Genomic DNA, 26,829 nt, shown 5'->3' with positions numbered 1-26,829 from the left:
CTATCTCACTGCCGATAGATGCGGTCCATCACGGCCCGGTGGTCGGCCATCGCCGCCTCGACATCGAAAGAGGCGAAGTCGCCTCTCGCGATAATCTGCCGGCCGTTGATGTAGGAATAGTCGACCTTGAAGGGTCCGCAAAGCACCAGCGCGGCGAGCGGGTCGCGCTCGGTGCCGGAAAGGCCGAGTTGGCTGCGTTTGACCGCGATGAAGTCGGCGCACATGCCGGGCGCGAGATGGCCGATGTCATTGCGGCCGAGCAGGGCAGCGCCACCGCGCGTCGCCATTTCGAGGGCCTCGCGCGCGGACAGCGCCGTCGGCGTGCCGCCGAAACCGCCGCGGCCGCCGGGCTTTTCGGAGAGGTAGTGGTGCGGCGCGACACGCTGAAGCATCAGCGCCAGCCGCGCTTCCATGAACAGGTTCGACGTGTCGTTCGAGGCCGAGCCGTCGACGCCAAGGCCGACCTTCACGCCCTTGTCGAGCATCTCGCGGATTTTCGCGATGCCCTGGCCGCAGCGCATGTTAGCCGACGGGCAATGGGCGACCCCGGTGCCGGTTTCGGCGAAGCGGTCGATCTCGTCGCTGGTCATGAAAATCGAGTGGGCGAACCAGACGTCGTCACCGAGCCAGCCGACGGATTCGGCGAACTCGACCGGCCGTTTGCCATAGATTTCGAGGCAGTACTTCTCCTCGAAAAGCTCTTCGGCAAGGTGCGAATGCAGGTTCACGCCCTTGTGGCTGCGCGCCAGCGATGCCGCATCCGCATCAACTCCGGAGTCACCGAGAAAGGCGAGCAAGGAGCCAGGATGATTCGGCTCATCGAATGCCGCGACGCGTCGTGATAGCCGCCGATCAGCCGTTCGGCATCCTTCAGGATATCCTCTTCCTTTTCGACGCAGCGATCCGGCGGCAAGCCGCCCTGGCTTTCGCCGCGCGACATGGCTCCACGCGCAGCGTGGAAACGCAGACCGATATCGCGGGCCGCACCGATCGTCGCGTCGAGCGTGCAGTTGTTGGGCAAGATGTAGAGGTGATCGGAGCTGGTCGTGCAGCCCGAATGGATGAGCTCGGCCATCGCTACGCGCGCCGAGACGCTTATCGCATCGTCGTCGAGCTCGGCCCAGATCGGATAGAGCGTCTTCAGCCAGACAAGCAGCTCGTCGTTCTGAGCCATCACACGGGTGAGGTTCTGGTACATATGATGATGCGTGTTCACCATGCCCGGCATGACGACATGGCCCGATAGGTCGAGCACCTCGTCGGCACTGGAGGCACTGAGTTCCGCGGTGGTGCCGACCGCTTCGATGACGTTGTCGTCGATCAACAAGGCGCCGTCGGAAATCTCGCGGCGCGTACCGTCGAAGGTGGCGAGCAGATCGATGTTCTTGACAAGCAGGCGGGGCATGACGGTCTCAACGCATGTCGCGGAAATAGGGTTCGCCGAGAGCAGCCGGCGCGGCCATTACCCGGCGCATGCGCTGCCAGGCAAGCACCGGCACGATGATCAGGGCGATCGTGCCGAGATAGGGAAGCATCGACAGGATCGGCGCCGCGATCGGCCAGTTGCGTGCTTGGCCGACGAAGCCGAGAGAGGTGATGAGACCGAACAGCAGAGCGGCCAGCACGGCGTTGAGGGGCCGGTAGCCTGCGAAGATGACGAGAGAGACGGCAATCCAGCCGCGGCCGGCCACGACGCCTTCCGACCAGGAGGGAACGAAGGCAAGCGTGAGGTAAGCGCCGGCGCCGGCCGCCAGCGCCGAGCCCGCGGCGACATACCAGAAGCGGATGCTTTGCACCGAAATGCCGGCGGCGTCGGCTGCCGCGGGGTTTTCGCCCGCCGCGCGCATGTTCAGCCCGTGGCGCGTGCGGAACATGATGTAGTGCAGCACAACCGGCAGGACGATGTAGATCAGGTAGACAAGGATGTTCTGCGTGAAGATCGCGCGACCGAGCAGCGGGATGTCGCGAAGATAGGGAACAGCAATCGGCGCGAAGGTCGCCGGCGCCGGCATGCCGGAATAGGCGCGACCGATCGTTGCGGCCATGCCTGTGCCCATCAGCGTCAGCGCCAGGCCGCACAACACCTGGTTCGCTTTGACGACGACGGTGCCAAGAGCGAAGACGCAGCCAACGAGGAAACCGACGACAAGCGCAAGGACGAAGCCGAGCATAGGGTGCGGCGTGGCGACGACGACCGCGATGCCAGTGATTGCACCGAGCGCCATAAGCCCTTCGACGCCGAGATTGACGACGCCGGCGCGCTCGGAGAGCGTCTCGCCCAGCGCCGCCAGCGCCAGCACGCCGCCGGCGAGAATGGAGGTCTGGATCAGTCCGGCGATCATGTCCATGGGTGTTTCCTCAGCTCGCGACCGGTTCGGTCCGCGTGATGCGGTAGTGAGCGAGTTCGTTGCCGATCGCCGTGAAGAACAGGATCAGTCCGGTGATGGCGAGCACGGCCGATACGGTGATGCCTTGCGTCTGCAGGATGATGCCCGAATTCAGGATGACGCCCATCAAAGCCGCGCCTGCGAGCACGCCAAGTGAGGAACCGCGCGCCAGCACCGCGACCATGATGCCGAGATAGCCGAAATTGTTGGAGATGCCGCCCTGCAGGCGATGCACCGTGCCAGCTACTTCCAGCATACCGGCGATGCCGGCGATCGCTCCCGACATCAGCAGGACGACGATCAGGCGGCGGCGGAACGGCATGCCCGCATAAAGCGCCGCGCTTGGATTCGACCCAGCGATCCTTACCTCGTAGCCCCAGCGCGTGTAGTTGAGCAGTCCTGCGATGACAAAGGTGAGCAGGATCGCCAGCGGGAAACCGTAGTGTACGATACCCCAGAATTCAGGCACGTCATGCGGCAGACGTGCAGTGGTCGCGAGCGCATGGCCGCTCGGGTCGAGCCATGGTCCGGTGGCGACGTAATAGACCATCAGCGTCGCCACGAAATTCAGAAGCAGGGTGGTGATGAGTTCGCTGACATCGGCGTAGGCGCGCGCCAGCGTCGGCACCAGTATCCAGAGCAGCCCGCCGAGCGCGCCAGCGATGAACATAACAGGCAGGATCAGCCAGGTCGGGCCGGGAATGAACAGCGCGACCGCCGTGGCGCTGAAGGCGCCGGCATAGAATTGGCCCTCCGCGCCGATGTTCCAGGCGCCGATTCTCAGCGCTACCCAGACCGACAGGCCGGTCAGGATCAGGGGAGTGACCAGAAGTCCGACGTCTTCCAGCCCGAAGCTCGAGCCAAAAGTCGAGTTGAGCACCTCCCAGGCGAGTTCGACGGGAGCATTGCCGCAAGCTGCCAGAACCAGGCCGGCGACCCCCAGCGCCAGCACGATCGCCAGGGCACGTGCCGCAAAGGCAACGGAGGGCTGCGCGGATGGAACGCGCTGGAGCTTGATCGCCAAGGTCAGTGCTTCCCGGCAGCGGCCTGGGCGCCAGCACTGGACCGCATCTGCCCGCCCATCATCAGGCCGATTTCCTCGATGTCGGTGGAGGCAGTCTCCACCGCGCCCATGATCCTGCCATGGAACATCACGGCGATGCGATCCGACAGGTTGAACAGCTCTTCCAGCTCCTCGGAAATGAAGAGCACACCGACGCCGGCATCGCGCAATTCGACGAGATAGTGCATCATCGTGTTGATCGCGCCGACATCGAGGCCACGGCTCGGATAGGCGGCGATCAGAACCTTACTTGCGATGCGCATCTCGCGGCGTGCGACGAGGCGCTGCTGATTACCGCCGGAAAGGTTGCGCATGGGCATGCCGAAATTGGGCACCGCAACGGATGCCGCTTCGGCGATCGTGCGCGCGAGAGCAGCCGCTAGGCGCGGTCGGAACGCGAAGCCCTTTGAAACAGGCGCCGACGCATATTCGCGGATTATGGCGTTGTCGGTGATTGAAAGCGCCGGCGCCAGGCCGCTGTGCAGCCGGCCTTCGGGAATGTGGCCGACGCCGAACTTGGCGTAATCGACCGCGCCGGCGGTCGTGACGTCCTTTCCGCCGAGCAGTATCTGGCCCGAGTGGATCGGCCGCAAGCCGGTGACGACCTGGGTCAGCTCCTTCTGGCCGTTGCCGGCCACACCGGCGATGCCGAGAATCTCGCCGGCATGGATGTCGAGCGAAACCTCGTCGAGAAGGATGCCGCCCACGTCGTCACGCGCGACGACGGATTTGAGGCTGAGCACCGGCTCGGCGGAGATGCCGGCCGCGCCTGGCTGCCTGGCACGCAGATTGCTGAGCACGATCTCACGGCCAACCATCAGGCGCGCCAGCATCTTCTCGCCGCAGTCCGCGGTATTTTCGGTGGCCACCTTGCGGCCGCCGCGCAGCACAGTGATGCGGTCTGATATTTCCAGGACCTCGTCGAGCTTGTGGCTGATGAAGATCACCGCATTGCCCCGGGACACGAACTGCTTGAGCGCCTTGAAGAGCTCGCGCGCTTCCGCCGGAGTAAGCACTGCAGTCGGCTCGTCGAGGATCAGAACACGGGCATTGCGCGCGAGCACGCGTAGGATTTCCACGCGCTGCTGCTCGCCGGTCGAAAGATCGGCGACGCGCGCGGATGGCCGTACCGCGAGGTTCAGCTTCTCGGCCAGTGCGGCAGTCCGCGCCTCGAGCACCGACGAGCCAACACGCTTGGGCGTTTCGGACCAGCCGAGATGAATATTCTCGGCGACCGTGAAGGCGGTCACCAGCTTGAAATGCTGGTGGACCATGCCAATACCGGCGGAGATTGCATCGACGGGAGATGCGAAACGCTTGGCATAGCCGTCGACGACGATCTCACCGGCATCCGGCTGATAGATGCCGGTGAGGATGTTCATCAAGGTCGATTTGCCGGCGCCATTCTCGCCGAGCAAGGCGTGGATATCCCCCGGCATCACGTCCAGGTCGACGTCCTGGTTAGCAACGACGCCGGGGAAATATTTGCTGATGCCCTTGAGCAGCACGAGCGGCGGCGCGCCGGAGCCAGGCTCGTAACGTCCCGGGGAGGTGGACGGCACCTCCATGCCGCCGTAGCGGTGCTCGCTCGAAGCATGATGAACTGGAACAAAATCATTCATCCCGCTTAGCTCTTTGCCTTCTGCCGCATAGTCTATCCGAAAACTCTGCAATCTTTCGGGATTACGCTTGGAGGCCGCTGACGCCTTCGATCGACCAATCCCAGTTGTAGAGTTCCTCTTCGGTCATGCGATGGCCGGCAGCCACCTTGACGTTGCCCTTGGTGTCCTTGATCTCGCCCTCGAACGGGCTCCAGCCGCCGAGAATCTTGTCGCGCACGGCATCGGCCTGCTTTGCGACCTCGGTGGGCACCGTCTCGCCCCAGGCATCGCGGTCGATACCGCCGCCCATCGGCAGGATGGTCTGCGAGGGCGTCCACTTGCCTTCGAGGCGCAGGCGCACCTGCTCGACATAGAATTTCTTGAAGTCGATGGCGATCGAGGAGACGTAGGCCTTCGGCCCGTAGCGGCGGATGTCGGTATTCCACATCACGGCCTTCGCGCCGCGCTGCTCGGCCACCTGTAGATAGCCTGCTTCGTCCATGATGCCGAACAGAAGGTCGGCGCCGTTGTCGATGAGCGCGGTGCCGGCCTGGGTGGCAGCCTGCGGATCGAACCACGAGTTGATGACGATGGTCTGCATCGTGGCGTTGGGATTGACCGAACGGGCGCCCATCAGGAAGGCATTGGTGCCGGAAAAGACCGACGGAACAGGGAAGGAGGCGACGTAGCCGAGCTTGCCGCTCTTGCTCATCAGGCCCGCGGCGACACCGGTGACGTAGGTCGGGTACCAGTGGGCGAGATAGTAGGTCGAGAGATTTTCGAGCGGGTTGCGGCCATCGCATTCATAGAAGGCGACGTCCGGCGAACGCTTGGCCACGTCGTAGAGGAAGTCGCCATAGTTGGAGGTGGCAAACACCATGTTGGCACCTTCCGAGACGAACTGGCGGAAGGTGCGGGTCGCGTCGGCCGAATAGGGGATGCTTTCGACGAACAGCGTCTTCAGCTTCGGGAACGCTTCCTGCACGGCCTTCATGCCCTGGTCGTGGCTCCAGGTCCAGCCTTCATCGGTCACCGGACCGGTGTGGCCGAAGGCGATGACCGCGTTTTCCTCGGCGACGGCGGCGAGCGGCGTCTGTGCATGGGCGGGCGTGATAAGGCCGGATTTCGGCAGGAGCAGCGAGGCGCCGGCCGCGGCGCCCATGTTGAGGAAGCCTCGGCGGGAGAGATTGCGCAGGTCGATCATGCTTCGGTCCTTTGTTCCGTGTCGTGTTCAGTTCGGGAGAGACAGTTCGGTTTCCATGAGGCGGTCGATTTCTGCCGACCAGTCGGCCAGCCATGCCTGCTTGATGTCGTCGTCGAGCCATGCTGCGGACAGGCCAGCCAGCGCGATCCGCTTCAGTGCCGGCGGCCCGAGCGCAAAATTTTCGGCGATCAGCGCGTATTCGCGGTCGAGCGTCGTGGCGAACATGGGCGGATCGTCGGAGTGGATCGTCACGGTAAGCCCGGCCTCGATCATGCGGCGGATCGCGTGGTCGGGCGCGGCGAGGTCACGCCAGACGGTGGTGGCCAGCGTCGTGCTCGGACAGCAGGTGAAGACGATGCCCATCTCCTTGCACTGCTCCATCAGCGCCGGATCGTCGACGACATGGTAGCCGTGGTCGACCCGTCTCAGGCCGAGGACGTCGACGGTATCGCGGACATAGTCCGCCGGGCCATCCTCGCCTGCATGGTTGGTGACATTGAGCCCGGCAGCCCGCGCTCGCTCGACGATGCGCGCAAACATCGGCGGTGGGTTCGGGCGTTCGTCGTAATCGAAGCCGATGCCGATCACCTCAGCCGGGCGCTCGGCCAGAACCATGTCCAGGAAGCGCTCGCCACCTGCCGCGCCGAGCGGCTTCGCATGCGCCGGTATCAGCTTTGCCATAAGCCCATAGCGCTCCTTTGCGCGGTGAAAGCCGTCGAGGATGCCTTCGAGCATAGTCGAATAGGCCACGCCATGAGCCAGATGCGCATGCGGGCTGAAGAACAGTTCGACGTAGCGCGCACCGGCTTTAGCGCAGCGCTCCAGTGCCTCGAAGGTGATGCGAGAGAAATCGTCCGCAGTCCTGATCGAGGCGCAAACCAGATCGTAAATCTTCAGGAAATCCAGCAGGTTGCCGTAGCTGTAGAGCTCCGATGTCGGTCTGCCGTCCGGCAGCGGCACCGCGTTCAGCGCCGCCAGCTCGGCGAATGTCTCTGTGGATACGGCGCCCTCGAGGTGCAAGTGCAACTCGACCTTCGGCATGAGCTGAATGAAACTTGACAACGACATCGACGCTCACTCGCCCGGATTGGCAATCCCAAGCCGCACCTGGTTTTCTTGGGCGACGGACGGCTGCCGAGTTGTTCGATAATCGCGGCTTTTTCCAACTGTCCGATCACCTGATACGCAACAGATGTCAGGGAAACGGGGCTTGCACAAGCCAAAAAATGATGCCTAACTAGACACATTCTAAAACTGCTTAAAAAATGTGCAGACCGGGAGAAATATAGGCATGAAGCACCTACGGGAAGCGCAGAACCCTGCGCCTCCGCCTCAAACAACGCGCCTGCGCTTCATCGGCCGACTGGTGTCGTCGAGCTTTGGCGAGTTCGCCGACAGGCGTGCCGCTCGGCTCAATCTCGATCTGCTGGTGCACGAAGCCGCGGACGATTTTTTTGTCGTCCAGGTTTCGGGCCAGCCCGATCTCATCGATGCCTTCGAGATGGCATGTAGCTTGGGGCCAATCGACTGTCTGGTGATGGACTGCGAACGGGCCGAAATTTGGGAATATTCCAGAGGGAAAGACGCAGAATGACGATACAGGCTGGATGGCACCCAGTGGCGCTGTCGGGATCGATCGAGCCGGGCAGTTCGGCCGGAATCCGCCTTGGCGGAAACGAGCTGGTGGTCTGGCGCGACAACAGTGGCGCAGCGCATGTGTGGGAGGATCGCTGCCCGCATCGCGGTATGAAGCTGAGCTTCGGTTTTGTCCGCGGCGATCATATTGCCTGTCTTTATCACGGCTGGCAGTACGATGCGGCCGGCCAGTGCCGATACATTCCGGCCCACCCCGATCTCAGGGTGCCGGCGTCCATTACCGTGTCTGCCCACAGATCGGCCGAGGCGGCTGGGATAGTCTGGACGGCACTGGATCCGGCAGCAGCATTGCCCGAATTGCCTGCCTTGGCAGAGGAGGTGGTGCCGGTCCGCAGCCTGCATCTCGACAGTCCCGCCGCAATGGTGATCGATGTCGTGAGGGCCATGCCGCCCAGGCCCTTCTCCCGCGGATCCGGGCTCGCTGAGCTGAAGGCGCTGAGCGGGATGCTGTTCAGCCTGACGGTCGGCGAAGACACGCTGCTTCTTGGCCTGCAGGAACTGACCGACAAACGATCGGCCCTACACATCGTGATTGACGGACCGGCAGCCAAGTATGCCGGCAAGGGGCAGAAGCATTTCTTCGCTTGGACGAGCGAGCTGCGTCATCATCTCGAGACCGGGCGTACCGGCGCGACCTCGACGACGCGGGCTGCATGATGGCGAGGATCACGCTCTACAACTACGAGCTGGACGAAAACTGCTACAAGGTGCGGCTGGCGCTTTCCATGCTCGGCCTGGAATGGCAGACCGTTGCAGTCGATGCATTTCCGGGGGCGGAGCAGAAGACGCCGCCATTCCTGGCCATGAACCCGGCGGGCAGCCTGCCCATTCTCCGCGACGACGAGGTGACGATGTTCGGCGCCGAGTCCATCATCGTCCATCTGGCGCGCAGCCACGATTCAACGGGTGCATGGCTGCCGGCGGATGGTTCGGATTTCGCCAAGGTGATGCAGTGGCTTTTCTTCGCGGCCGGCGATCTCGGCGTTGCCGGCGCCGCGCGCCGCCATGCCATGTTCGGCGCCGGCGGCGACGAGGCTGCGCTGCGGGCCGGTGCCGCGCACGCACTCCGCGCCATGGACGACCATATGACCGCGCGGGGTTTCGAGAAGAAAGAATGGTTCGCTGCGGACCGCCCGACCATCGCCGACATCGCGCTTTTTCCGGCGTTTGCGCTGAGCCGCGATTTCGGCGTCGACCATGACGAGTATCCGGCGCTGCGCCGCTGGGTGCGTCGCTTCCGCGCGCTTCCGGGCTTCACGACCATGCCGGGCATCCCCGATTACCATTGACGCCCAACATTCGACGAGAACGAGGCAAGCAACAGAATGACCTCTCTCACGCGCTTTTCCGTCCAGCCGCTCTCGTCCATGACCCGGCGGCTGGCCGGCGTCGCTTCCGGGCGAGCCGATCCCGATCTGGTCATTGCCGGCGCACGCGTGTTGTCGACCTATTCGGAGCGCGTGCTTCCAGGCCGCGAGATCTGGTTGTCGGGAGGGCGGATCGCCGCTGTGAAGCCGGCCGGCACTTATAAGGGTGGCAGCGCCAGGATATATGACGCCAGGGGCGGCATCGTCGCCCCCGGCCTGGTCGATCCGCACATCCACATCGAATCCTCGATGGTGACGGCCTGCGCCTATGCCGAGGCGGCGCTGCTCAACGGCACCACGACCCTCTTCTGCGACAGCCACGAGATCGGCAACGTCATGGACGTTGCTGGCATCGAGGCGATGCTGGAGGACGCGCGCCTGGCGCCGTTGTCCATTTTCCTGACGGTTCCGAGCACCGTCCCGGCAACTTCGCCGTTGCTGGAAACGGCCGGTGGCGACCTGACAGCCGAGAAGATCGGCGCATTGTTCGACAAATGGCCGGAAGCCGTGGCGCTAGGCGAGAAGATGGATTTCGTGCCAGTGGCTATGGGCGATGAACGCAGCCATGCCATCCTCGCTGCGGCGCTGAGACGCGGCCGCCCGGTGTCGGGACACGTCTATGGACGCGAATTCGTGTCGGCCTATGCGGCCTCCGGCGTCACCGATACCCATGAGGCGATCGACCGCGAGATCGCCGACGACATGCTCGAGGCCGGCATCTGGCTGTTCCTGCGTGGCGGCCCGCCGACGACACCGTGGCACAGCCTGCCCGCAGCGATCAAGACGATTACGGAACTCGGAGCCTCGCATAAGCGCATCGCGGTCTGCACCGACGACCGCGATGCTGACGACCTGATGCTCTTCGGCCTGGACTGGGTGACGCGCGAGGCGATGAAGGCCGGCATGACGCCGGAGCAGGCCTGGTCGATGGGCTCGCTGCATGGCGCGACGCGCTTTGCAATGGAAGGCGAAATCGGAGGCCTCGGTGGTGGCCGCCGTGCCGACCTGGTGCTGCTCGACGACGGCTTCGATCCCGTTAGCACGTGGTATGGCGGCGAACTCGTCGTCGATGACGGCAAGATCATGCCGCTGCTCGACCAGGCCCTCTCGACCCGCTACCGCTATCCGGACACGGCCTACCACACAGTGAAGCTGCCGAAGCAGATCAAGCTGACGCCGGAGCTGCCAACCGGCAAGGTGGTGGCGCATACCATCCGCACCGAACTGCCGGGGATCACGCTCGGCCACCAGAAGATCACGCTCGATCCGTCCAACGATTGGCAGAACCATTTCGACCGCCACGGCCTGTGCTTCGTCACTGTGGTCGAGCGCCATGGCAAGTCGGACGGCAACGTCGCCTACGGGCTGCTCAGCAATTTCACGCTGCGACGCGGCGCCGTCGCATCGTCTGTCGGTCACGACAGCCACAACATCATCATCGCCGGCCTCAACGAGGCCGACATGCAGGTGGCGCTGCGGGCGATCGAGGAAACGCAAGGCGGCGTCTGTGTCGTCGTCGACGGCAAAGTGACTGCCATGGTTGAACTGCCGATCGCCGGCCTTTTGTCCGACAAGCGCGTCACTGAGGTCGCGGAGGAGGTGAAGATCCTCAAACGGGAATGGGAGGCGGCCGGCTGCTGCATTCCCTATATGGGCTTCAACCTCATCCCGCTCTCGGTCATCCCCGAAATCCGTATCACCGACAAAGGTCTCGTGCTGGTGCCGGAAATGGAGATCGTCCCCGCCTTTGAGGCCGCCTGAGTGGATCCCTTCCGACTTGGGCTGGTCTCACCGCGCATCCATTATTTCCAAATGGTCGCGCGGCTGGGCTCGGTTCGCCAGACCGCGCAGGCGCTCAACGTGGCGCCATCCTCCATCAGCCGCGTCATCAAGGGCCTGGAGGACGAACTGGGCACGCCGCTCTTCGAGCGTGTGCGCCAGCGACTGAAACTGACCAGCGCAGGCGAGCTTCTGCTCTACCACGCGCGTCAGAGCATCACCGAGTTGGCGCGCGCCTCGTCCGAGATCAATGATCTCAGTGGCCTCAACCGCGGCTCGTTGTCCGTGGCGATCGTGGAGAGCGCGGCGCGCGGGCTGGTGCCGAACGCGCTTAAGGAATTCTGGAAGCGCCACCCGCAGATATCGGTCGATGTGCATGTCGCCGGGTCGCAGCGCGCCTGCGATGCGGTTGCCGACGGCGAATGCGATCTGGCGCTTGCTTTCGACGTGCGCGTGCCGCGCAACGTGCGCAAGATCGCGAGCACGCCTCTGCCGCTGGGCGTCGTCGCTCATCCGGGCAGCCGCCTTGCCGGCCGCAAGGAAGTGAAGCTGTTCGATCTTGCCGGCGAACAGGTCATCGTCTCGGACAACAGCCTTGCTTTGGGCATTTCGATCGACGATGCGATCGGGCGCTCCATGATCGACATCACGCGACGGTCACGGACCAACTCGATCGGACTGATGACCGAGATGGTGCGCCTCAACCTCGGCGTGGTGCTTCGCACCAAGCTCGGCATCGAGCCGGAAGTGGCTGACGGATCGCTCGTTTTCGTGCCGTTGCGCGATTCTCGCATGAACCCGCACCGGCTGATGCTGCTCGCCCGGCTTGAACGCGAAATGTCGGATGCGGCCTCCGCATTCGCGGCGCTGCTGGCCCGCATGGTCGAGGCGTTGCATGATTAGTTGTTGCATTTTGCGCATCGATAAAGAGAGTAATTTGTCCCTATCTCGAACAACTGAGCTTTGCGAGACTTCCCGGCCGAAGGGGATGTCATGAAGCAGAGTGCGGTCGACGCGGTCATTCGGGGGCTTAAGCGGGCGGGAGTGAGCATCGTCTGCTATCTGCCCGATTCGTTGTTCAAGGAGCTCTATCCGGCCCTTGATGCCGATCCGGATATCCGCACGATCCGCGTCACCAACGAGGGTGAGGGCGCGGCGATATGTGGCGGGGTCTTCCTGTCGGGCAAGCGCGCGGCGCTGGTCATGGAAAATTCCGGCTTGCGCGCCTCGGTCGAGCCGCTGGCCCGCATGGGCCTTGGAGCCGGCATCCCGGTCGTGATGCTGATGAGCTATCGCGGCGAGCTCGGCGAGAACAACTGGTGGGCAGTCCCGCATGGCATCACCATGGAGCCGGTGCTGAACGCGCTGCGCGTGCCATACCGGATCGTCACAGAGGAGGCGAAGATCGAGCGCGCCATCCTTGACGCCTATTCCTGGTCCTATGCGTCCTATTACCATTCGGCTGTGGCGCTCGGCGGCGAGGTGGTGCGGTGAAACGCTTCGACTGCATGAAGGCGCTCGCCGCGCGGCTGAAGGATGAGCTGGTGATCCTTTCGCTCGGCGGCAGCGTCGACGAGTGGTACAACGCCGCGCCGCATATGCGCGAGGCGAGTCTGTTCCAGCAGCAACTCGGCTGCGTCACGCCGCAGGCCTTCGGGCTCGCCGCCGGCCTGCCGCACCGCCGCGTCATTTCGCTCGATACGGATGGCGGCCTGCTCTTCAACCTGGGCATTCTGGCCACGCTCGGAAACGAGCAGCCGAAGAACCTCTTCGTCGTGGTCTGGGACAATGAGTGCTACCAGTCGATCGGCGGCCCGCCGACCCATACGGCGCTGGGCCGCGTCGACCTTGCCGCGATCGCGCGCGGCGCCGGCGTCGAGAACGCCCATACGGCGCGCACGGTGGAGGAGTTCGACGCACATTGCGCAAGGGGGCTCGCCATGGAGGCACCCTATATAGTGGTCGCCAAGGTCTCGGGAACGGTCCAGCCGGACATCAAGCGCAAACACAGCGACGGCCGCGAGGACAAGTATATCTTCGTCCGCCATGTCGAGGCGAGCGAAGGCATCGTCATCATGGGCCCGAGCGAGCACAACTGACGAGATCATGGGCACCCTCGGACCTGTCGTCCCCCGACGCGCACTGAAACGCAGCTACGATTACGTGGTGGTCGGCTCGGGTTCCGGTGGCTGTGCGGTGACGCGGCGACTGGTCGATGCCGGCGCCGACGTCCTCCTGATCGAGGCCGGCCCGACGGGTCTTGGGTTCGAAGAGATCGAGGACCCCGGCAAGTGGGTGCCGCTTGGCCGCAGCACCTATGACTGGGGCTATGATTATGCTCCGACACTGAGGGTGAATGGGCGTACCATCGGCATCCCGCGCGGGCGCCTGCTTGGCGGCTCAAGCGCCATCAACGCGATGATGTGGTATCGCGGCCATCCGCAAGATTACGATGCCTGGGAGGCTGGCGGCGCCAAGGGCTGGAGCTTCGCCGACGTGCTGCCCTATTTCCGGCGCTGCGAGGACTGGCGCGACGGTGCAAGCGAGTTTCGCGGAGCGGGCGGTCCGCTCCATATCGAGCGGCCGGCGGCACTGCACCCGGTCGCGCAGGCGCTGATCGATGGCGCGGCCGAAATCGGCATCCCCGTAATCGACGATCCGAACGGCCCCGGCAACGAGGGGGCGGCGGCCGCGAATTTCAACATCTGCGACGGCAAGCGCTGGAGTTCGGCGACGGGCTATCTCGTGCCGATCCTGGATCACCCGATGCTGACGGTGCTGACCGGATCCGCGGCCATCGGCCTGACGGTCGAAGGCAGCCGATGCGTCGCGGTCAAGCACCTCGTCGGCGGCGAAATCTGCGAAACGCGCGCGCAAGAGAGCATCGTGCTCGCGGCCGGGGCCATCGACACGCCGCGCCTGCTGATGCTGTCGGGCATCGGCGATCCGATCGAACTGCAGCGCCTTGGCATTGCGCTCGTTCGCGCCCTGCCGGGTGTCGGCAGGAATCTTCAGGACCATCCGCTGGCGCAGGCCTGCGTCTTCCGCGCGAAACGACCGATCGGACCGATAGTGGGCAATGGCGGTGGCTCGATGGTCAACTGGAAGTCGCGGCCGGACCTGCCGCAGCCCGACCTGCATGCCTTCCCCGTCCAGGGCAACAGCGCCGAACCGGCGATCCGCGCGCGCTACGATCTATCCGGCGATGTCTTTTCCTTCGGTGCGGGCCTGATGCGCTCGAAGAGCGTCGGGCACTTGAAGTTGCTCGACGGCAAGCCCGGCGGACCGCTCGAAATCCAACCGAACTTTCTGGCGGAACCGGAAGATCTCGACGCCATGGTCACTGCGGTCGAGATGGTGATGGAGATGGCGGCTGCAAAGGCGAACGCCGGTGTCTTCCGCAACTTTGCCGCACCTGACCGCCGACTGACCCGCACCGAGACAATCGCCTTCATCCGCGAGGCGTGCACGACGTTCTTCCACACCTGCGGAACAGCCAAGATGGGCGAGGACGCGATGGCCGTCGTCGACAGCCGTCTCGCCGTGCACGGGCTGGACGGCCTGCACGTTGCCGATGCCTCGGTGATCCCAACGATCCCGACCTGCAACACCCACGCGCCCGCCACGATGATCGGCGAGCGCGCCGCCGATTTCCTGCTCGCGGCGGCAGCTTGAGGATGTCATGACCGACGGACCGCACACGGAGTACCCGCGATGACCCAAGGTCTCATCCTCGCTGCCGACACGCTGCTCACCATGGATGAAGATAACCACGTGTTGCCTGATGGCGCCGTGCTGGTCGAGGATGGTCGTATCGCCGCGGTCAGCGCACTCGCAGCATTGCGCGCTGCGTATCCGGCCGTGGCCGTGAAGAAACTCGACAATGCGGTGCTTTTGCCTGGGCTGGTCAATGCCCATGCGCATTCCGGTTTTTTGCGCGGCACGGCGGAGCACCTGCCGGTTTGGGACTGGCTGACGCTCCATATCAATCCGATGCATCGCGTGCTGCAGCCGCACGAGGCCGAGGCGGCATCGTGGCTCTGCTACGCGGAATCCGTGCTCGGCGGCACGACCACCGTCGTCGACATGTGGCGGTTCATGGAAGGCAGCGCCAGGGCGGCCGAGGCGATCGGCAACCGCCTGGTCGCCGTGCCTTACGTCGGCGAGCATCCCGACTACAACTACTTCGACACACTCGACATGAACGAGGCGATGATCGAGGGCTGGCATCGCAAGGCGGGCGGCCGTATCAATGTGTGGGTCGGGCTGGAGCATCTGTTTTATGCCGACGGGGCCGGCCAGCGCCGGGCGATCGAACTCGCAAGGAAACACGACACCGGCTTCCACACGCATTGCAGCGAGGCCGAGATCGAGATCGCGGAATTTAAGCGGCGCTACGGCAAACGCCCGATGTTCGCGCTGGACGACCTTGGCTTCTTCGAAACGTCGCGCGCCATGATCGCCCACGCCGTCTGGCTCGATCGAGAAGAGATCGAGCTTATTTCCAAGCGCCGCGTTTCGGTGGCCCACAATCCTGTTTCCAACATGAAGCTGGCAAGCGGCATCGCGTTGGTGGCTGAGATGCTGAAGGCCGGCGTGCCTGTCGGGATCGGCACCGACGGCGAGAAGGAGAACAACAATTTCGATATGTTCGAAGAGATGAAGGTGACTTCGCTGCTGGGCAAGCTCAAGGACCTCGACGCCGCCGCCATGGATAGCTGGCAGGTGCTGCGCATGGCCACCATTCTCGGCGCCAGGGCGATCGGTCTCGACCACGAGATCGGCTCGATTGAAGTCGGCAAGCGCGCCGACATCATCGCGGTCCGCACCGATACGCCGCGCATGACGCCGGTCTTCCGCGACGGACCCTATTTCAACTTCCATCACAATCTTGTCCACGCCGTGCGCGGCAGCGACGTGTCTTTGACGATGGTCGATGGCGAGATCCTGGCCGAGGACGGCGCGCTGCGCACCGGCGACCTGCGCGAGATCATCGCCGAAATCCATCGCGTCGCGCCTGGCCTGTTCGCCCGGCGCGCCGCTTTCCTTGCCCAGAATTCCGGCGGCAGCCTGCAATGGACTCAATAAGGCGAGCCCCGGTCATGAAGACGACGGACAGGGCGGCACTGGACGATTGGTACGCGGTGGAGACGGTCGCCGACCTGGATGGCGCGCCGAGCCATACGCGGCTGCTCGGCCAAGACATCGAACTGGTCCGTGACATCACGGGCGAAATCACGGTTCGGGAGGTCCTGGACGACGGCAACCGCGGCCCCGCGCTGCCCGTCCGGCAGCGCTACGGCTGCGTCTGGACGACGCTGGGCCTGCCCGGGAAGGAAATCTTCGAGATCGCCGAGGCATCGGAACCCGACCGCCGCTACGTGCCCTGCGGCTGGGTGACGATGCGGGCGTCGGGTTTGCGTGTCGTGGAGAACTTCCTCGACATGGCGCATTTCCCCTTCGTGCATACCGACATTCTCGGCTCGGAGCCGCACACGGAAGTACCCGCCTATCTGAGCGAGATACGTCGCGAAGTAGACGAGGTCTGGGCGACCAACTGCACGTTTTTCCAGCCGCGCATTGCCGCCACGGAAAGCTCCGGCGCGTTCGTGCATCTGACCTATCGCGTGCCGAGCCCATTCGTGGTGATGCTCTATCGCGTGTGCCCCGTGGCGCCGGACCGGCTCGACGCAATCGCGCTGTTCATCCAGCCCATCGAGGAAGACCGCTGCCGCGCCCAGCCGGTCATGTATCTCGTCGACTCGGCTTCGACGCAGACGGCGTTGCTCAACTTCGAACAGGTCATCTTCCTGCAAGACCGGATCATCGTGGAGAACCAGCGGCCGCTGCGCCTTCCGCTCGAGCCGCGGATGGAAATCCCGACCCGCGCCGACAGCGCCTCCATCGCCTACCGCCGCTGGCTGAAGGAAAAAGGCATCCGTTTCGGCACGACCGCGAGAGCCACATGACCGAGTCGGGTCTCCAGGTGCTTCGCCCGACCTCCGTTGCCGAGGCGCTGTCATTGGCAGGCGAGGGCGCGTCGCAACTGGTCGCCGGGGGCACGGCGCTGCAGCTCGGCTGGGCGAAGGGCCTGCCAAAGCCGCGGCGCCTCATCGACATCGGCCGTATCGCCTGCCTGAAGGGCATCCAACTGGCCGGCGACGGGTTTCGGATCGGCGCACTGACGACCCTGGGTGCCTTGGAGCGTGACCGGGCGATAGGCGAGACTTTGCCTCTGCTCGCAGCCGCAGTCCGCGCCACGGCGGGACCCGCCGTCCGCAATCTCGCAACGCTGGGCGGCAACGTCGCGGGGGGCACGGGTTGCCTTCTGCCGGCCCTGCTCGCGATCGATGCGAAGCTGGAGATCGTCTCACCGGCTGGGCGCGCCGTCGTGCCGCTCGCGCAATGGTTGGCCGACGCACCGTCAGCGGGCCTCATTGAGACGGTCATCGTTCCACCGCAGCCTGCCGCTCGCTGGACCCATCGCAAAGTCGGCCTGCGCGCCGCCTTCACCCCAAGCGTGGCCGGTGTCGCCGGGTTGATCGAAACGGCGGACGATCGTGTCACGATCGCGCGGCTCGCGGCCAGCGGCGGCGGGGAAGCAGCCCGTCTCGGTCACGCCGAAGCGCTGCTCATCGGCCGGCGCCTCCAAGAGATCGATTGGGCCGAGCTGCACGCCGCAATTCTCGAAGAGGCGCCGGCGATCGATGATGCATGGCGGTCCGACCGCTATCGGCGCAGTGTCGTGGCGAATGCGCTGGTCTTCGGGCTCGGCGGAAAGTTGTCCCAAGGAGCACATTCGCCGCGCCGGCGGACCGTGCCGTCCGGAAATCCACCTGCCGAAATTCTCGTGTCGCGATCGGAGATCGGCGCACGCTGGCACCAGCGGCCGGACTTTGCACCGAAAATCGCAGGCAGGCTCGAATACCTGACCGACCGTCGCGAGCCCGCCATGCTGGTCGGGCGCATTCGGCGTGCCGGCATTCCCCATGCAAGGATCGTTTCCATCGATACGAGCGCGGCCGAGGCGCTGCCAGGAGTCGCGGCGGTTGTAACGCACCGCGACATTGCCGGCAGCAATGCCTTCGGCGTTGTCGTGCAGGATCAGCCGGCACTGTGCTTCGACAAGGTCCGCTATTTCGGCGACGCTGTTGCTGCCGTTGCCGCTGTTGACACACGGACGGCCGAACGCGCGCTTGCTCTCGTCAGCGTCGAATACGAGCCGCTGCCAATTGTGAGCGATCCCCAACAGGCACTCGCCGCTGGGGCCGAGCCGGTCCACGCCTCAGGCAATCTGCAGTGCAGCTTCGAGTTCACGCGTGGCGATGCCGCCGCGGCTTTTGCCAAGGCAGCTCATATCGTCGAGGCTGTCTACGAAACGCGGAGCCAGATGCACGGCTTTATGGAGACGGAGGGCGGCTACGCTTTCGTCGGCACGGATGGTACCCTGAACGTCTTTGCCGGTGGGCAGCATGGCCGCCGCGACCGCATGCAGCTCTCGCGCATCCTCGGTATGCCGCAAGAGCGGATACGGGTGGTCACCAGCCCGACTGGCGGCGCTTTCGGCGGCAAGGACGAGCTGACCGTGCAGCCGGCCCTGGCCCTGCTGGCGCTGAAGACCGGACGCGCCGTGCGGCTGCATCTCGACCGGGCGGAATCCGTCATCGCGGGTACCAAGCGCAATGCCATGCACATCCATATGCGCACCGCCTGCGACGCCGAGGGTCGTCTGCTCGCCCAACAGGTGGATGTGATCGCGGATGCCGGCGCCTACGCGTCGCTCGGTCCGGGCGTGCTTGAGACGGCGCTCGAACACGCCTGCGGGCCATATGTCGTTCCCAACGTCCTCAGCTCGGGCAGGCTCGCCTATACCAATAACGGCGTCTGCGGCGCGTTTCGTGGCTTCGGTGCCAACCAGATGGCCTTCGCGGTAGAGTGCCAGCTGGACCGGCTGGGCGAAGCCGCCGACATCGACATTATCGAGATACGGCGCCGCAATTTGCGCGAGCCTGGCACGCGAGGCCATCTCGGCCAGCAGGTCGCGCCGTCCGAACGTCTGGCCGAGATGCTGCAAGCCGCCGCTGCTGACCCGATCTGGGCCAAGCCGCGTGGTCCGTCGTTCGACGGCTCTGAGACTATCGGCGTCGGGATGGCGATGAACTATCAAGGCAATGGACTAGGCACGCTGCCGCCGGACCCGGCCGGAGGCGCGTTGCGCTTGGCTCCGGATGGCATGATCGAAGCGCTCTATGGCCTGGACGAGATGGGACAAGGCCTGCTCACCTCGGTGAAGGCCGCGGTCGCCGGAGCGCTCGGCTGCGGCCGCGACGATGTCCGGCCGGTCACCGGTGATGCATTCCAACAGCGGGTCACTGCTCTTGAGTTTCGCCGAACTTGCCGAGGCGTTGCCTCCCGACCGGCTGCCAGCTGCTGCCGTCAGCTTCGAGTTTCCGAAATCGGACTATCTGGAAGGCAATGCACGCCTGATCTTCGCCTTCGGCGCGACACTGTGTCGTGGCGCGCGTTGCCGTGAGCCGCATCACTGGGCAGATACGCGTGCTCGAGCTCCATCAGCATACCGCGGCCGGACCGATGCTCGATGCTGCCGCCTATCTTGGCCAGATCGAAGGCGGCGGCGTCCAGGGGCTGGGCTTCACCCTCACTGAGGACGCGGCTATGCGGGATGGCCGGGATCTTGCCGGCAACCTCGATTTCTACATGCTGCCAGGCATTGCCGACACGCCGGAAAGCTTCGCGACCTTCGCGTTGGAGGATCTGGACGAGGACGACCCGTTCGGCCCGCGCGGAGTTGGTGAGCTTGGCATTGGTGCCGTGACGCCAGCCGTCGTCAACGCGATTGCGGACGCCACAGGGGCTTGGCCCGAGCGCCTCCCGGTCGATCCTGAATGGGTACTCGACGCGCTGCAGAGGAGTGCAGCGTGAGTGCCGAGATCGCGATTACCTTTAACCTAAACGGCTGCCGCCAGGCGCTGGCCGTGCCCGCCGAGTTGCGCCTGATCGACCTGCTGCGCGATCATTTCGGCATGACTGCCGCCAAGATGGCTTGCGGCATCGGCCGCTGCGGCGCTTGTTCCGTGCTGATGGACGATCGCGCGGTCAATGGCTGTCTGCTCATGTCGTGGCAACTCGACGGGGCCACCATCATCACGCCGGAGGGTTTCGACGACCTTCCCGAAGCCATTGTCCTGCGCCAGGCTCTGGCGGCCGAAAACGCTTTCCAGTGCGGCTACTGCGCACCCGGCATCACTGTTGCGCTGACCGCTCTGCTGCTGGAGAATCCGGCTCCAGACGCGTCTCAGATCCGCACTGCGCTCGAAGGCAATATCTGCCGCTGTACCGGCTATCATTCCATCATCCGCGGTGCCCTCGCGGCGGTCGAGGCGTTCGCTTGCGGGGTACGGACATGACGGTCATCATTCGAAACGGTGCAGCCAGGCACGCAGGCGTCGAGGCGTTCCTGGCCAAACCCAGAATGCGGCACCTGATCGGCGGCGGCTGGTGCGACGCCAGCGATGGCGCAACCTTGCCCGCGACCGATCCTGCGAATGGCGACACGCTCGCGCTGCTGGCGCAAGGCACAGCCGATGACGCCGGGCGCGCCGTTGCTGCGGCGCGTGCTGCTTTCGAAGGCGAGAGCTGGCGCGACATGACACCGTCGGCACGCGGCAAGCTGCTATGGCGCATCGCCGACCTGATTGAACGCCATGCCGATGAGCTTGCAGAACTCGAGACGCTTGACCAAGGAAAGTCGCTGAAGACCTCGCGCTTCGCCGAGATTCCCGCCTCGGCCGAGCAGTTCCGCTATTTTGCCGGTTTTGCCACGAAAATCCTCGGCACGACCATCCCCACCTCCATCAGCTACCAACCGGTGGGCAGCAAGATTTTCGCCTACACGGTGCGAGAGCCGATCGGTGTCGTGGCTGCCATAACGCCATGGAATTCGCCGCTGCTTATGGCCTCGATGAAGCTCGCCCCGGCGCTTGCCGCCGGCTGTACGATCGTGCTCAAGCCAGCTGAGGAAACGTCGCTCACCGCGCTCAGGCTCGGCGAACTGATGATCGAAGCCGGCTTGCCGGACGGCGTCGTCAATATCGTGACCGGTCTCGGTGAAACCGTGGGCGCAGCATTGGCTGCAGATCCCGATGTCGATAAGGTCGCCTTCACCGGCTCGACGGAAGTCGGAAAGATGATCGTCTCCAGCGCGCGGCAATCTGAAGAAGCTGACGCTCGAGCTGGGCGGCAAGTCGCCGGCCATCATCATGCCCGATGCGGACATGGGGCTCGCAATCCCCGGAGTGGCTCGGGGGATCTTCGCCAATGCCGGCCAGGTCTGCGTCGCCGGCTCGCGTGTCTATGCGCATCGCTCGATCTACGACCGTCTGGCGGAGGGGCTGGCGGAAGAGGCGCGAAAGCTGCGTCTCGGACACGGGCTTGGCCCGGATACCGACCTTGGTCCGCTGGTCAACGGAACCCAGGCTGCGCGCGTCGCCTTCTACGTCGGCGATGGTGCTTCCAGCGGCGCCGAGATCATCGCCGGCGGCCGGCGCTTCGACAACTTCTTCGAGCCGACCGTGGTTACCGGCGTGCGCCCGGACATGCGCATGATGCGCGAGGAAATCTTCGGCCCGGTCGTTGCCGTGACACCGTTCGACGATGTCGCGGAGGCGATAAGCCTTGCGAACGACTCGCCCTACGGCCTCGCCGCAAGCGTCTGGACCCGCGACCTATCCACTGCGCATCGCCTTGCCGCACGTATCCGGTCGGGCACCGTCTGGATCAATTGCCATTCCTACTTCTCGCCGGAACTGCCGAAGGGCGGCCACAAGCAATCCGGTTGGGGCTATGAGAACGGCGCACCGGGTCTGGAGAACTATCTCGAGACGAAAACGGTCTGCGCGGTGATTTAGCCGCGCCTTTTCCGCGATGTTCGCGGATCGGAGGCTGACAGCCCTTCCATCGGCGGACAAGGATTGATCGAAAATTGCTCGGATCCTCCTGAGGACCAGTTCCTTGGCGGCCTTGGTCCACATCGACGTTGCACTTGACTCGTCCATATTATCCGTAATAAATCATACATATTGCCATCGAAAAAAGGCGGCAGGTCTGGGAGGACCGATGAAAATCACGGCCATCAAGGCGCGCGTCTGCAATGCGGAAATGCGCAACTGGGTCTTCGTCCGGGTCGAAACCGACGAGCCCGGGCTGTTTGGCTGGGGTGAGGCAACGCTGGAATGGAAGACGCGAGCCGTCGTTGGGGCGCTTCAGGACCTTGAGGCCCTGCTCATCGGGCAGGATCCGCGCAACGTGGAGCAGTGCTACCAGATACTTACGCGCCACGGATTTTGGCGTCTTGGCGTCGAGGGAATGTCTGCCGTCAGCGGCATCGAGATCGCGCTCTGGGACATCCTGGGCAAGTCATTGGGCGTCCCCGTCTGGCGCCTTCTGGGCGGACAGGTTCGCGACTATCTGCGCACCTATACGCATCTCGGCCTCGGAGACATGAAGGCGGTCTATGAGACCGGATCCGCGGACGCGATCGTGGAACGCGGACGCATCGTGACGCAGGCAGGCTACGATGCGGTCAAGGTCGTCTGCATTCCCTACACCCACTACGCATCGCCTGCGAAAGCCGTTGATTCTGTCGCCAACATGGTTGGCTCACTTCGCGAGGCCATAGGTCCGGACATCGACATCATGGTCGATTTCCATGGACGCCCTGCATCCGTTAACGCTGCGATGGACTACCTCAGAGCAATCGAGCCGGCCCGCATCATGTTCGCGGAAGAACCCGTGCCGCCCGAAGATGTTGCCGGACTGGCGCATATCACGGCGCGATCGGCCGTGCCGATCGCTTCCGGCGAGCGGCTGATCGGGCGTCGCGAATTCACGCACTCGATCGCAGCCCGTGCCTTCAACATTGCCCAGCCTGATATTTGCCACACTGGCGGTCTGCTGGAGACAAAGAAGATCGCGGCCATGGCGGAAACGGCAGGCATCGGCCTTGCGCCGCACAACCCGCTCGGTCCGATCGCTGGCGTCGCTGCTCTTCACTTCGGCATATCGACGCCAAACGTCGTCATTCAGGAGGAGATGTCCGGTGCCGTCGCCTGGTACGACGACGTCGTTACCTGGCCAATTCGGCGTAAACCAGGCCGCTGGGACCTGCCCGATCTGCCGGGCCTTGGCGTCACCGTCAATGAGGACGTCATCGCGCGTCACCCCTTCAAGCAGGAAGTGCTGCATGCCCGCAATGCCGTCATGCCGGACGGCACCGTGGTCGACTGGTGAATGCAATGGCAGGCCGGCTGCAAGGAAAGATCGCAATCATCACGGGCGCCGGCCAAGGCATAGGTGCCGCCACCGCCCGGGCTTTTGCAACACATAGGGCAAAGACCGTCATTGCCGAACTGAATGCGGCAAGCGGCAAAGCGGTCGCCGACGAATTGCGTGCCGGAGGCGCCGACGTATTGTTCGTCGAGACGGATGTCACGGACACATCCGCGGTCGCGGACATGGTCGCCGGCACGATCACGGCCTATGGCGGCGTCGACATTCTGGTCAACAATGCCGGTGCCAACGTGTTCTACGAACCATTGCTGATGCCGGATGAGGAATGGGAGCGCTGCCTCAAGCTCGACCTCCAGGCCGCGTGGTTCTGCGCCAAGGCGGTTTTGCCGACGATGCTGGCGAAGGGCTCGGGGTCCATCGTCAACATAGCGAGCTGTCACGCCTTCCAGATCATTCCCCATACGTTCCCGTATCCGGTCGCCAAGCATGCACTTTTGGGCCTGACCCGTTCGCTGGCCATCGAATATGCCGCACGCGGTATCCGGGTGAACGCGATAGCACCCGGCTATATCGAGACGCCGATCGCGGAAGCCTACTGGAACACATTCCCGAACCCCGCCGAGGAGAAGCGGCGAGCCTACGACCTCCATCCGCCCAAGCGAATTGGCCGGCCGGACGAGGTTGCAATGACGGCGGTTTTCCTAGCTTCGGACGAAGCGCCGTTCATAAATGCCGAGACGATCACCATCGATGGTGGGCGCTCGGTTCTCTACCACGACTAGCAACCACCATTGAGCTCAGGGAGGATCTTCATGAAAACCACAACAAAGGCTTTGGCGACATTTGCGGTACTGGCTGCCGGACTGATGAGTGGCACAGCAAGCGCAGACGACATCAAGATCGGCTACATCAACAAGATGGGAGACCACCCATGGTTCGTCGCCGAAGTCGGCGGCGCCAAGAAAGCGGCTGAGGCGGCAGGGGCCGCGTTCGTGTCGCAGGACGTTCAGTTCGACGCCAATTTGACGATCACGACCTTCGATACGATGGTCGGCGATGGCGTGAAAGGCATCGCCATCGTTGTCCCCGACAAGGCACTGGGACCGGTCATCGCGGAGAAAGCAAAGGCCGCAAAAATTCCCTTGGTGGCGGTGGACGACGATATCTACTACCAGGATGGCACCCAGGTCCCCTATGTCGGCATGAATGCTTACAATATCGGTGCGCGGGTGGGCGAAGAGCTTGCCAAGCTCTACAAGGCTGAAGGCTGGGCGGGCAAAGAAGTGCGCATCGCCTCGATCGAGGACCGCAAGGCCGATACCTGCATGCAGCGCAACAAGGGCGCGGAAGAAGCGTTCCTGAAGGCGGTGCCCGATTTCAAGCCGGGCAACATCGTTCGCGTCCCCTACGACAACACGATGGTCAACGCCATCGACGTGATGACCACCACACTGACGGCCAATCCCAGCGTCACGAACTGGATATTCTATTCATGCAACGATGACGGCGTGCTGGGTGGTGCGCGAGCACTGGAGAATGCTGGCTATTCCGCAGACCAGGGCATGGGGATCGGCATCGACGGGAGCCGCGCCTGCGATGCCTTCGGATCCGGAAAGCCCTCGGCGTTCCGTGGTACGATGTGGCTCAATTCGGAAAATCATGGCGCGCTGGCGGTGAAGATTCTCTTGGCCTCCATCAAGGACGGAACCAAGCTTCCCGTTCAATCCTTCACTGACCCGGAATACATCACCGCCGACAATTTTGCGTCGGACTACAAAGCCAAGCTCTGCCACTGAACCAGATATGCGTCATGCGCCGCAGTGCGCATGACCCTCTTTGGGCCGGCAGTTCGTCGACGGGCACACGGGATCGATCCTCGGGAGTGAGCTTTTGACGCAATCGGATTTCTTCTCGCTCGACAGGATATCGAAGCGCTTCGGCGTCGTGCAGGCGCTCGACAATGTCTCGATTGCCTTTCGGCCAGGAGAGGTGCTTGCCCTGGTTGGCGAGAATGGCGCCGGCAAGTCGACAATGATGCGAATTCTCGAGGGCGTGTTCGCACCGGACACCGGCACCGTGCTGCATGGCTCCACGCCGATCGTTTTCAGCGAACCGCGCGACAGCCACAGAGCCGGAATACGCGTCATCCATCAGGAGCCGGAGATCGTTCCGAACCTGACCGTGGCCGAGAACATTTTCGTCGGCGAATTGCCGCGGTTGGCAGGCGTCCTGCTCGACTGGCACAGGCTCGAGGACCAGACCGATAAAGTGCTTGCGACCTTCGGCATGCAGCAGGATATGCTGCCGCGTCAACTCTGCAGCACACTCGGTCCGGCACAGCGCCAGATGATCGAAATCATGCGCGCCATACGTGCCGGCGGCCGGCTGATCGCATTCGATGAGCCGACCTCGTCACTGACCGACGACGAAGCGCGCCGTCTGTTTTCAGTAATTCGCCGGCTGCGCGGCGAGGGCACTTCGATCGTCTACATCTCTCACAGGCTGAACGAGGTCATCGACCTTGCGGATCGCATTGTCGTGTTGCGGGACGGCCGGCTGGTCGATGATTCCCCCGCTGCCGGTGCCAGCGAGCAGACCATAGCCAAGCTCATGGTGGGCCGCGACATAGCCGATCTGTTTACGCGCGAGACGTGGCAATCGGGGCAACCGTTGCTGGAGGTGACGGGCCTGATCACCGACCACGTCACCGATGTGAGCCTCAAGGTCCGCCGCGGCGAGGTGCTCGGCATTGCCGGCCTTATGGGTGCGGGTCGATCCGAACTGGCAAAGGCGATTGTCGGCTATGATCGGCGCCTCGACGGAACCATAACGATGAATGGTGTGCCCGTTGGCCCCAACAGTCCGCATGCAGCGATCGTGGCGGGCATCGGCTTTGCCCCAGAAGACCGCAAGCACGAGGCGCTGCTGTTGTTCCGAAGCATTCTTGATAACGCGTCGCTTTGCGTGCCCGACAGAACGTCGACCTTCGGCTTCTTCAACCGGCGCAAGGCACTGGAGATCGTCTCACCGCTTGCAGCAAAGATGTCGATCAAGGCGCCTAACCTCGACGAACAGGTTTCGAAATTATCGGGTGGCAACCAACAGAAGGTCGTTCTCGCGCGCTGGCTTGCGCGGCAGCCGATGCTTCTCATCCTCGACGAGCCGACCCGCGGCATCGACATCGGCGCCAAGGCGGAAATCTATCGCCTGATCGACGAACTCGCCGCCAGCGGCATCGGCATAATCCTGATTTCCTCGGAAATGCCGGAACTGATCGGGCTGGCCGACAGGGTGCTTGTTATGGCTGGAGGCCGGATCACGGCCGAACTTTCCCGCCCTGACATCGACGAGGCCACGATCCTGAGACATGCCATGCCTCAATCTGCAGCATCGCTTGGAGGACAAATTCAGTGAACAGCCTTGAGCTCAGGACAGCAACAACGCAAACCGGCAAAAGGCGCGC

At 63.8% G+C, this 26,829-nt stretch carries 22 protein-coding genes and 2 pseudogenes; 18 read left to right on the top strand and 6 right to left on the bottom strand.

What is annotated here, in order from left to right; all coding sequences use genetic code 11:
• Nucleotides 1-5: 5 nt before the first annotated feature.
• From NKI72_RS02010 to add, 6 genes and pseudogenes are all read right to left on the bottom strand, one after another.
• Nucleotides 6-1,405: pseudogene (locus NKI72_RS02010) on the bottom strand (8-oxoguanine deaminase).
• Between the two features lie 7 nt (nt 1,406-1,412).
• The gene (locus NKI72_RS02005) at nt 1,413-2,348 is read right to left on the bottom strand and encodes an ABC transporter permease (RefSeq protein ID WP_352849850.1); all 936 of its coding nucleotides are present in this window, start codon (nt 2,346-2,348) and stop codon (nt 1,413-1,415) included.
• Between the two features lie 10 nt (nt 2,349-2,358).
• Nucleotides 2,359-3,411 carry an ABC transporter permease gene (locus NKI72_RS02000; protein ID WP_502908929.1) on the bottom strand — a complete coding sequence of 351 codons (1,053 nt, stop codon included), beginning with the start codon at nt 3,409-3,411 and terminating at the stop codon, nt 2,359-2,361.
• Nucleotides 3,412-3,413: 2 nt separating this feature from the next.
• A complete protein-coding gene (locus tag NKI72_RS01995; RefSeq protein WP_352849878.1) occupies nt 3,414-5,018 on the bottom strand; it encodes an ABC transporter ATP-binding protein in 1,605 nt (534 codons plus the stop codon).
• Between the two features lie 115 nt (nt 5,019-5,133).
• Entirely contained in the window at nt 5,134-6,255 is a 1,122-nt protein-coding gene (locus NKI72_RS01990) for a BMP family ABC transporter substrate-binding protein (protein WP_352612491.1), read from the bottom strand.
• Between the two features lie 27 nt (nt 6,256-6,282).
• Nucleotides 6,283-7,323 (bottom strand): adenosine deaminase, encoded by a 1,041-nt coding sequence (add, locus tag NKI72_RS01985; RefSeq protein WP_352612493.1) that lies wholly within the window; start codon nt 7,321-7,323, stop codon nt 6,283-6,285.
• A gap of 223 nt (nt 7,324-7,546) precedes the next feature.
• On the opposite strand from add, the gene NKI72_RS01980 reads away from it, so the two are divergent.
• From NKI72_RS01980 to NKI72_RS01895, 18 genes and pseudogenes are all read left to right on the top strand, one after another.
• Nucleotides 7,547-7,849, top strand: a complete 303-nt coding sequence (locus NKI72_RS01980) for a hypothetical protein (RefSeq protein WP_352470594.1) — start codon at nt 7,547-7,549, stop codon at nt 7,847-7,849.
• Complete coding sequence (locus NKI72_RS01975; RefSeq protein WP_352470593.1) at nt 7,846-8,568, top strand: Rieske 2Fe-2S domain-containing protein; 723 nt, start codon at nt 7,846-7,848, stop codon at nt 8,566-8,568. Before NKI72_RS01980 ends, NKI72_RS01975 begins: the two co-directional genes overlap by 4 nt.
• On the top strand, nt 8,565-9,200 hold the full coding sequence (locus tag NKI72_RS01970) for a glutathione S-transferase family protein (RefSeq protein ID WP_352849849.1): 636 nt from the start codon (nt 8,565-8,567) through the stop codon (nt 9,198-9,200). The genes NKI72_RS01975 and NKI72_RS01970 overlap by 4 nt, the downstream gene beginning before the upstream one ends.
• Nucleotides 9,201-9,236: 36 nt before the next feature.
• Entirely contained in the window at nt 9,237-11,039 is a 1,803-nt protein-coding gene (locus tag NKI72_RS01965) for an adenine deaminase (protein ID WP_352470591.1), read from the top strand.
• Entirely contained in the window at nt 11,040-11,960 is a 921-nt protein-coding gene (locus tag NKI72_RS01960; protein WP_352470590.1) for a LysR family transcriptional regulator, read from the top strand.
• A gap of 90 nt (nt 11,961-12,050) precedes the next feature.
• A complete protein-coding gene (locus tag NKI72_RS01955; RefSeq protein WP_352612499.1) occupies nt 12,051-12,551 on the top strand; it encodes a thiamine pyrophosphate-binding protein in 501 nt (166 codons plus the stop codon).
• The gene (locus NKI72_RS01950; protein WP_352612501.1) at nt 12,548-13,156 is read left to right on the top strand and encodes a thiamine pyrophosphate-dependent enzyme; all 609 of its coding nucleotides are present in this window, start codon (nt 12,548-12,550) and stop codon (nt 13,154-13,156) included. Before NKI72_RS01955 ends, NKI72_RS01950 begins: the two co-directional genes overlap by 4 nt.
• Before the next feature lie 7 nt (nt 13,157-13,163).
• Complete coding sequence (locus tag NKI72_RS01945; RefSeq protein WP_352612503.1) at nt 13,164-14,732, top strand: GMC family oxidoreductase; 1,569 nt, start codon at nt 13,164-13,166, stop codon at nt 14,730-14,732.
• A gap of 39 nt (nt 14,733-14,771) precedes the next feature.
• Nucleotides 14,772-16,145 carry an amidohydrolase family protein gene (locus NKI72_RS01940; RefSeq protein ID WP_352849847.1) on the top strand — a complete coding sequence of 458 codons (1,374 nt, stop codon included), beginning with the start codon at nt 14,772-14,774 and terminating at the stop codon, nt 16,143-16,145.
• Between the two features lie 14 nt (nt 16,146-16,159).
• Complete coding sequence (locus tag NKI72_RS01935) at nt 16,160-17,026, top strand: aromatic ring-hydroxylating dioxygenase subunit alpha (protein WP_352612505.1); 867 nt, start codon at nt 16,160-16,162, stop codon at nt 17,024-17,026.
• Nucleotides 17,023-19,590, top strand: coding sequence for a molybdopterin cofactor-binding domain-containing protein (locus tag NKI72_RS01930; RefSeq protein WP_352849846.1), 2,568 nt, complete (start codon nt 17,023-17,025; stop codon nt 19,588-19,590). The genes NKI72_RS01935 and NKI72_RS01930 overlap by 4 nt, the downstream gene beginning before the upstream one ends.
• On the top strand, nt 19,587-20,000 hold the full coding sequence (locus tag NKI72_RS01925) for a molybdopterin cofactor-binding domain-containing protein (protein WP_352849845.1): 414 nt from the start codon (nt 19,587-19,589) through the stop codon (nt 19,998-20,000). The genes NKI72_RS01930 and NKI72_RS01925 overlap by 4 nt, the downstream gene beginning before the upstream one ends.
• On the top strand, nt 19,997-20,485 hold the full coding sequence (locus tag NKI72_RS01920; RefSeq protein ID WP_352849844.1) for a (2Fe-2S)-binding protein: 489 nt from the start codon (nt 19,997-19,999) through the stop codon (nt 20,483-20,485). The genes NKI72_RS01925 and NKI72_RS01920 overlap by 4 nt, the downstream gene beginning before the upstream one ends.
• Nucleotides 20,482-21,985, top strand: a pseudogene (locus NKI72_RS01915) (aldehyde dehydrogenase family protein). The gene NKI72_RS01920 and the pseudogene NKI72_RS01915 overlap by 4 nt, the downstream one beginning before the upstream one ends.
• Nucleotides 21,986-22,193: 208 nt before the next feature.
• Nucleotides 22,194-23,366, top strand: a complete 1,173-nt coding sequence (gene dgoD / locus NKI72_RS01910; RefSeq protein ID WP_352470581.1) for a galactonate dehydratase — start codon at nt 22,194-22,196, stop codon at nt 23,364-23,366.
• A 5-nt stretch (nt 23,367-23,371) separates the two neighbouring features.
• Entirely contained in the window at nt 23,372-24,148 is a 777-nt protein-coding gene (locus NKI72_RS01905; protein ID WP_352470580.1) for an SDR family oxidoreductase, read from the top strand.
• 30 nt (nt 24,149-24,178) lie between these two features.
• On the top strand, nt 24,179-25,162 hold the full coding sequence (locus tag NKI72_RS01900; RefSeq protein WP_352612514.1) for a substrate-binding domain-containing protein: 984 nt from the start codon (nt 24,179-24,181) through the stop codon (nt 25,160-25,162).
• A gap of 94 nt (nt 25,163-25,256) precedes the next feature.
• Nucleotides 25,257-26,780 carry a sugar ABC transporter ATP-binding protein gene (locus NKI72_RS01895; protein ID WP_352612516.1) on the top strand — a complete coding sequence of 508 codons (1,524 nt, stop codon included), beginning with the start codon at nt 25,257-25,259 and terminating at the stop codon, nt 26,778-26,780.
• Nucleotides 26,781-26,829 lie beyond the last annotated feature (49 nt).

It is taken from the genome of Mesorhizobium sp. M0437 (assembly GCF_040321335.1).
GTDB lineage: Bacteria > Pseudomonadota > Alphaproteobacteria > Rhizobiales > Rhizobiaceae > Mesorhizobium.
The sequence above is the reverse complement of the archived record's forward strand: the minus strand, read 5'-3'. Positions and strand labels throughout refer to the sequence as shown.

Excerpts from the sequence above, each read along its gene's own strand:
- NKI72_RS01935 (WP_352612505.1), top strand. The coding sequence starts at position 16,160 with ATGAAGACGACGGACAGGGCGGCACTGGACGATTGGTACGCGGTGGAG.
- NKI72_RS01905 (WP_352470580.1), top strand. The coding sequence starts at position 23,372 with ATGGCAGGCCGGCTGCAAGGAAAGATCGCAATCATCACGGGCGCCGGC.
- NKI72_RS01930 (WP_352849846.1), top strand. The coding sequence starts at position 17,023 with ATGACCGAGTCGGGTCTCCAGGTGCTTCGCCCGACCTCCGTTGCCGAG.
- NKI72_RS01980 (WP_352470594.1), top strand. The coding sequence starts at position 7,547 with ATGAAGCACCTACGGGAAGCGCAGAACCCTGCGCCTCCGCCTCAAACA.
- NKI72_RS01995 (WP_352849878.1), bottom strand. The coding sequence starts at position 5,018 with ATGGAGGTGCCGTCCACCTCCCCGGGACGTTACGAGCCTGGCTCCGGC.
- NKI72_RS01970 (WP_352849849.1), top strand. The coding sequence starts at position 8,565 with ATGATGGCGAGGATCACGCTCTACAACTACGAGCTGGACGAAAACTGC.
- NKI72_RS01940 (WP_352849847.1), top strand. The coding sequence starts at position 14,772 with ATGACCCAAGGTCTCATCCTCGCTGCCGACACGCTGCTCACCATGGAT.
- NKI72_RS01975 (WP_352470593.1), top strand. The coding sequence starts at position 7,846 with ATGACGATACAGGCTGGATGGCACCCAGTGGCGCTGTCGGGATCGATC.
- NKI72_RS01965 (WP_352470591.1), top strand. The coding sequence starts at position 9,237 with ATGACCTCTCTCACGCGCTTTTCCGTCCAGCCGCTCTCGTCCATGACC.
- NKI72_RS01990 (WP_352612491.1), bottom strand. The coding sequence starts at position 6,255 with ATGATCGACCTGCGCAATCTCTCCCGCCGAGGCTTCCTCAACATGGGC.
- NKI72_RS01900 (WP_352612514.1), top strand. The coding sequence starts at position 24,179 with ATGAAAACCACAACAAAGGCTTTGGCGACATTTGCGGTACTGGCTGCC.
- NKI72_RS01955 (WP_352612499.1), top strand. The coding sequence starts at position 12,051 with ATGAAGCAGAGTGCGGTCGACGCGGTCATTCGGGGGCTTAAGCGGGCG.
- NKI72_RS01945 (WP_352612503.1), top strand. The coding sequence starts at position 13,164 with ATGGGCACCCTCGGACCTGTCGTCCCCCGACGCGCACTGAAACGCAGC.
- dgoD (WP_352470581.1), top strand. The coding sequence starts at position 22,194 with ATGAAAATCACGGCCATCAAGGCGCGCGTCTGCAATGCGGAAATGCGC.
- NKI72_RS02005 (WP_352849850.1), bottom strand. The coding sequence starts at position 2,348 with ATGGACATGATCGCCGGACTGATCCAGACCTCCATTCTCGCCGGCGGC.
- add (WP_352612493.1), bottom strand. The coding sequence starts at position 7,323 with ATGTCGTTGTCAAGTTTCATTCAGCTCATGCCGAAGGTCGAGTTGCAC.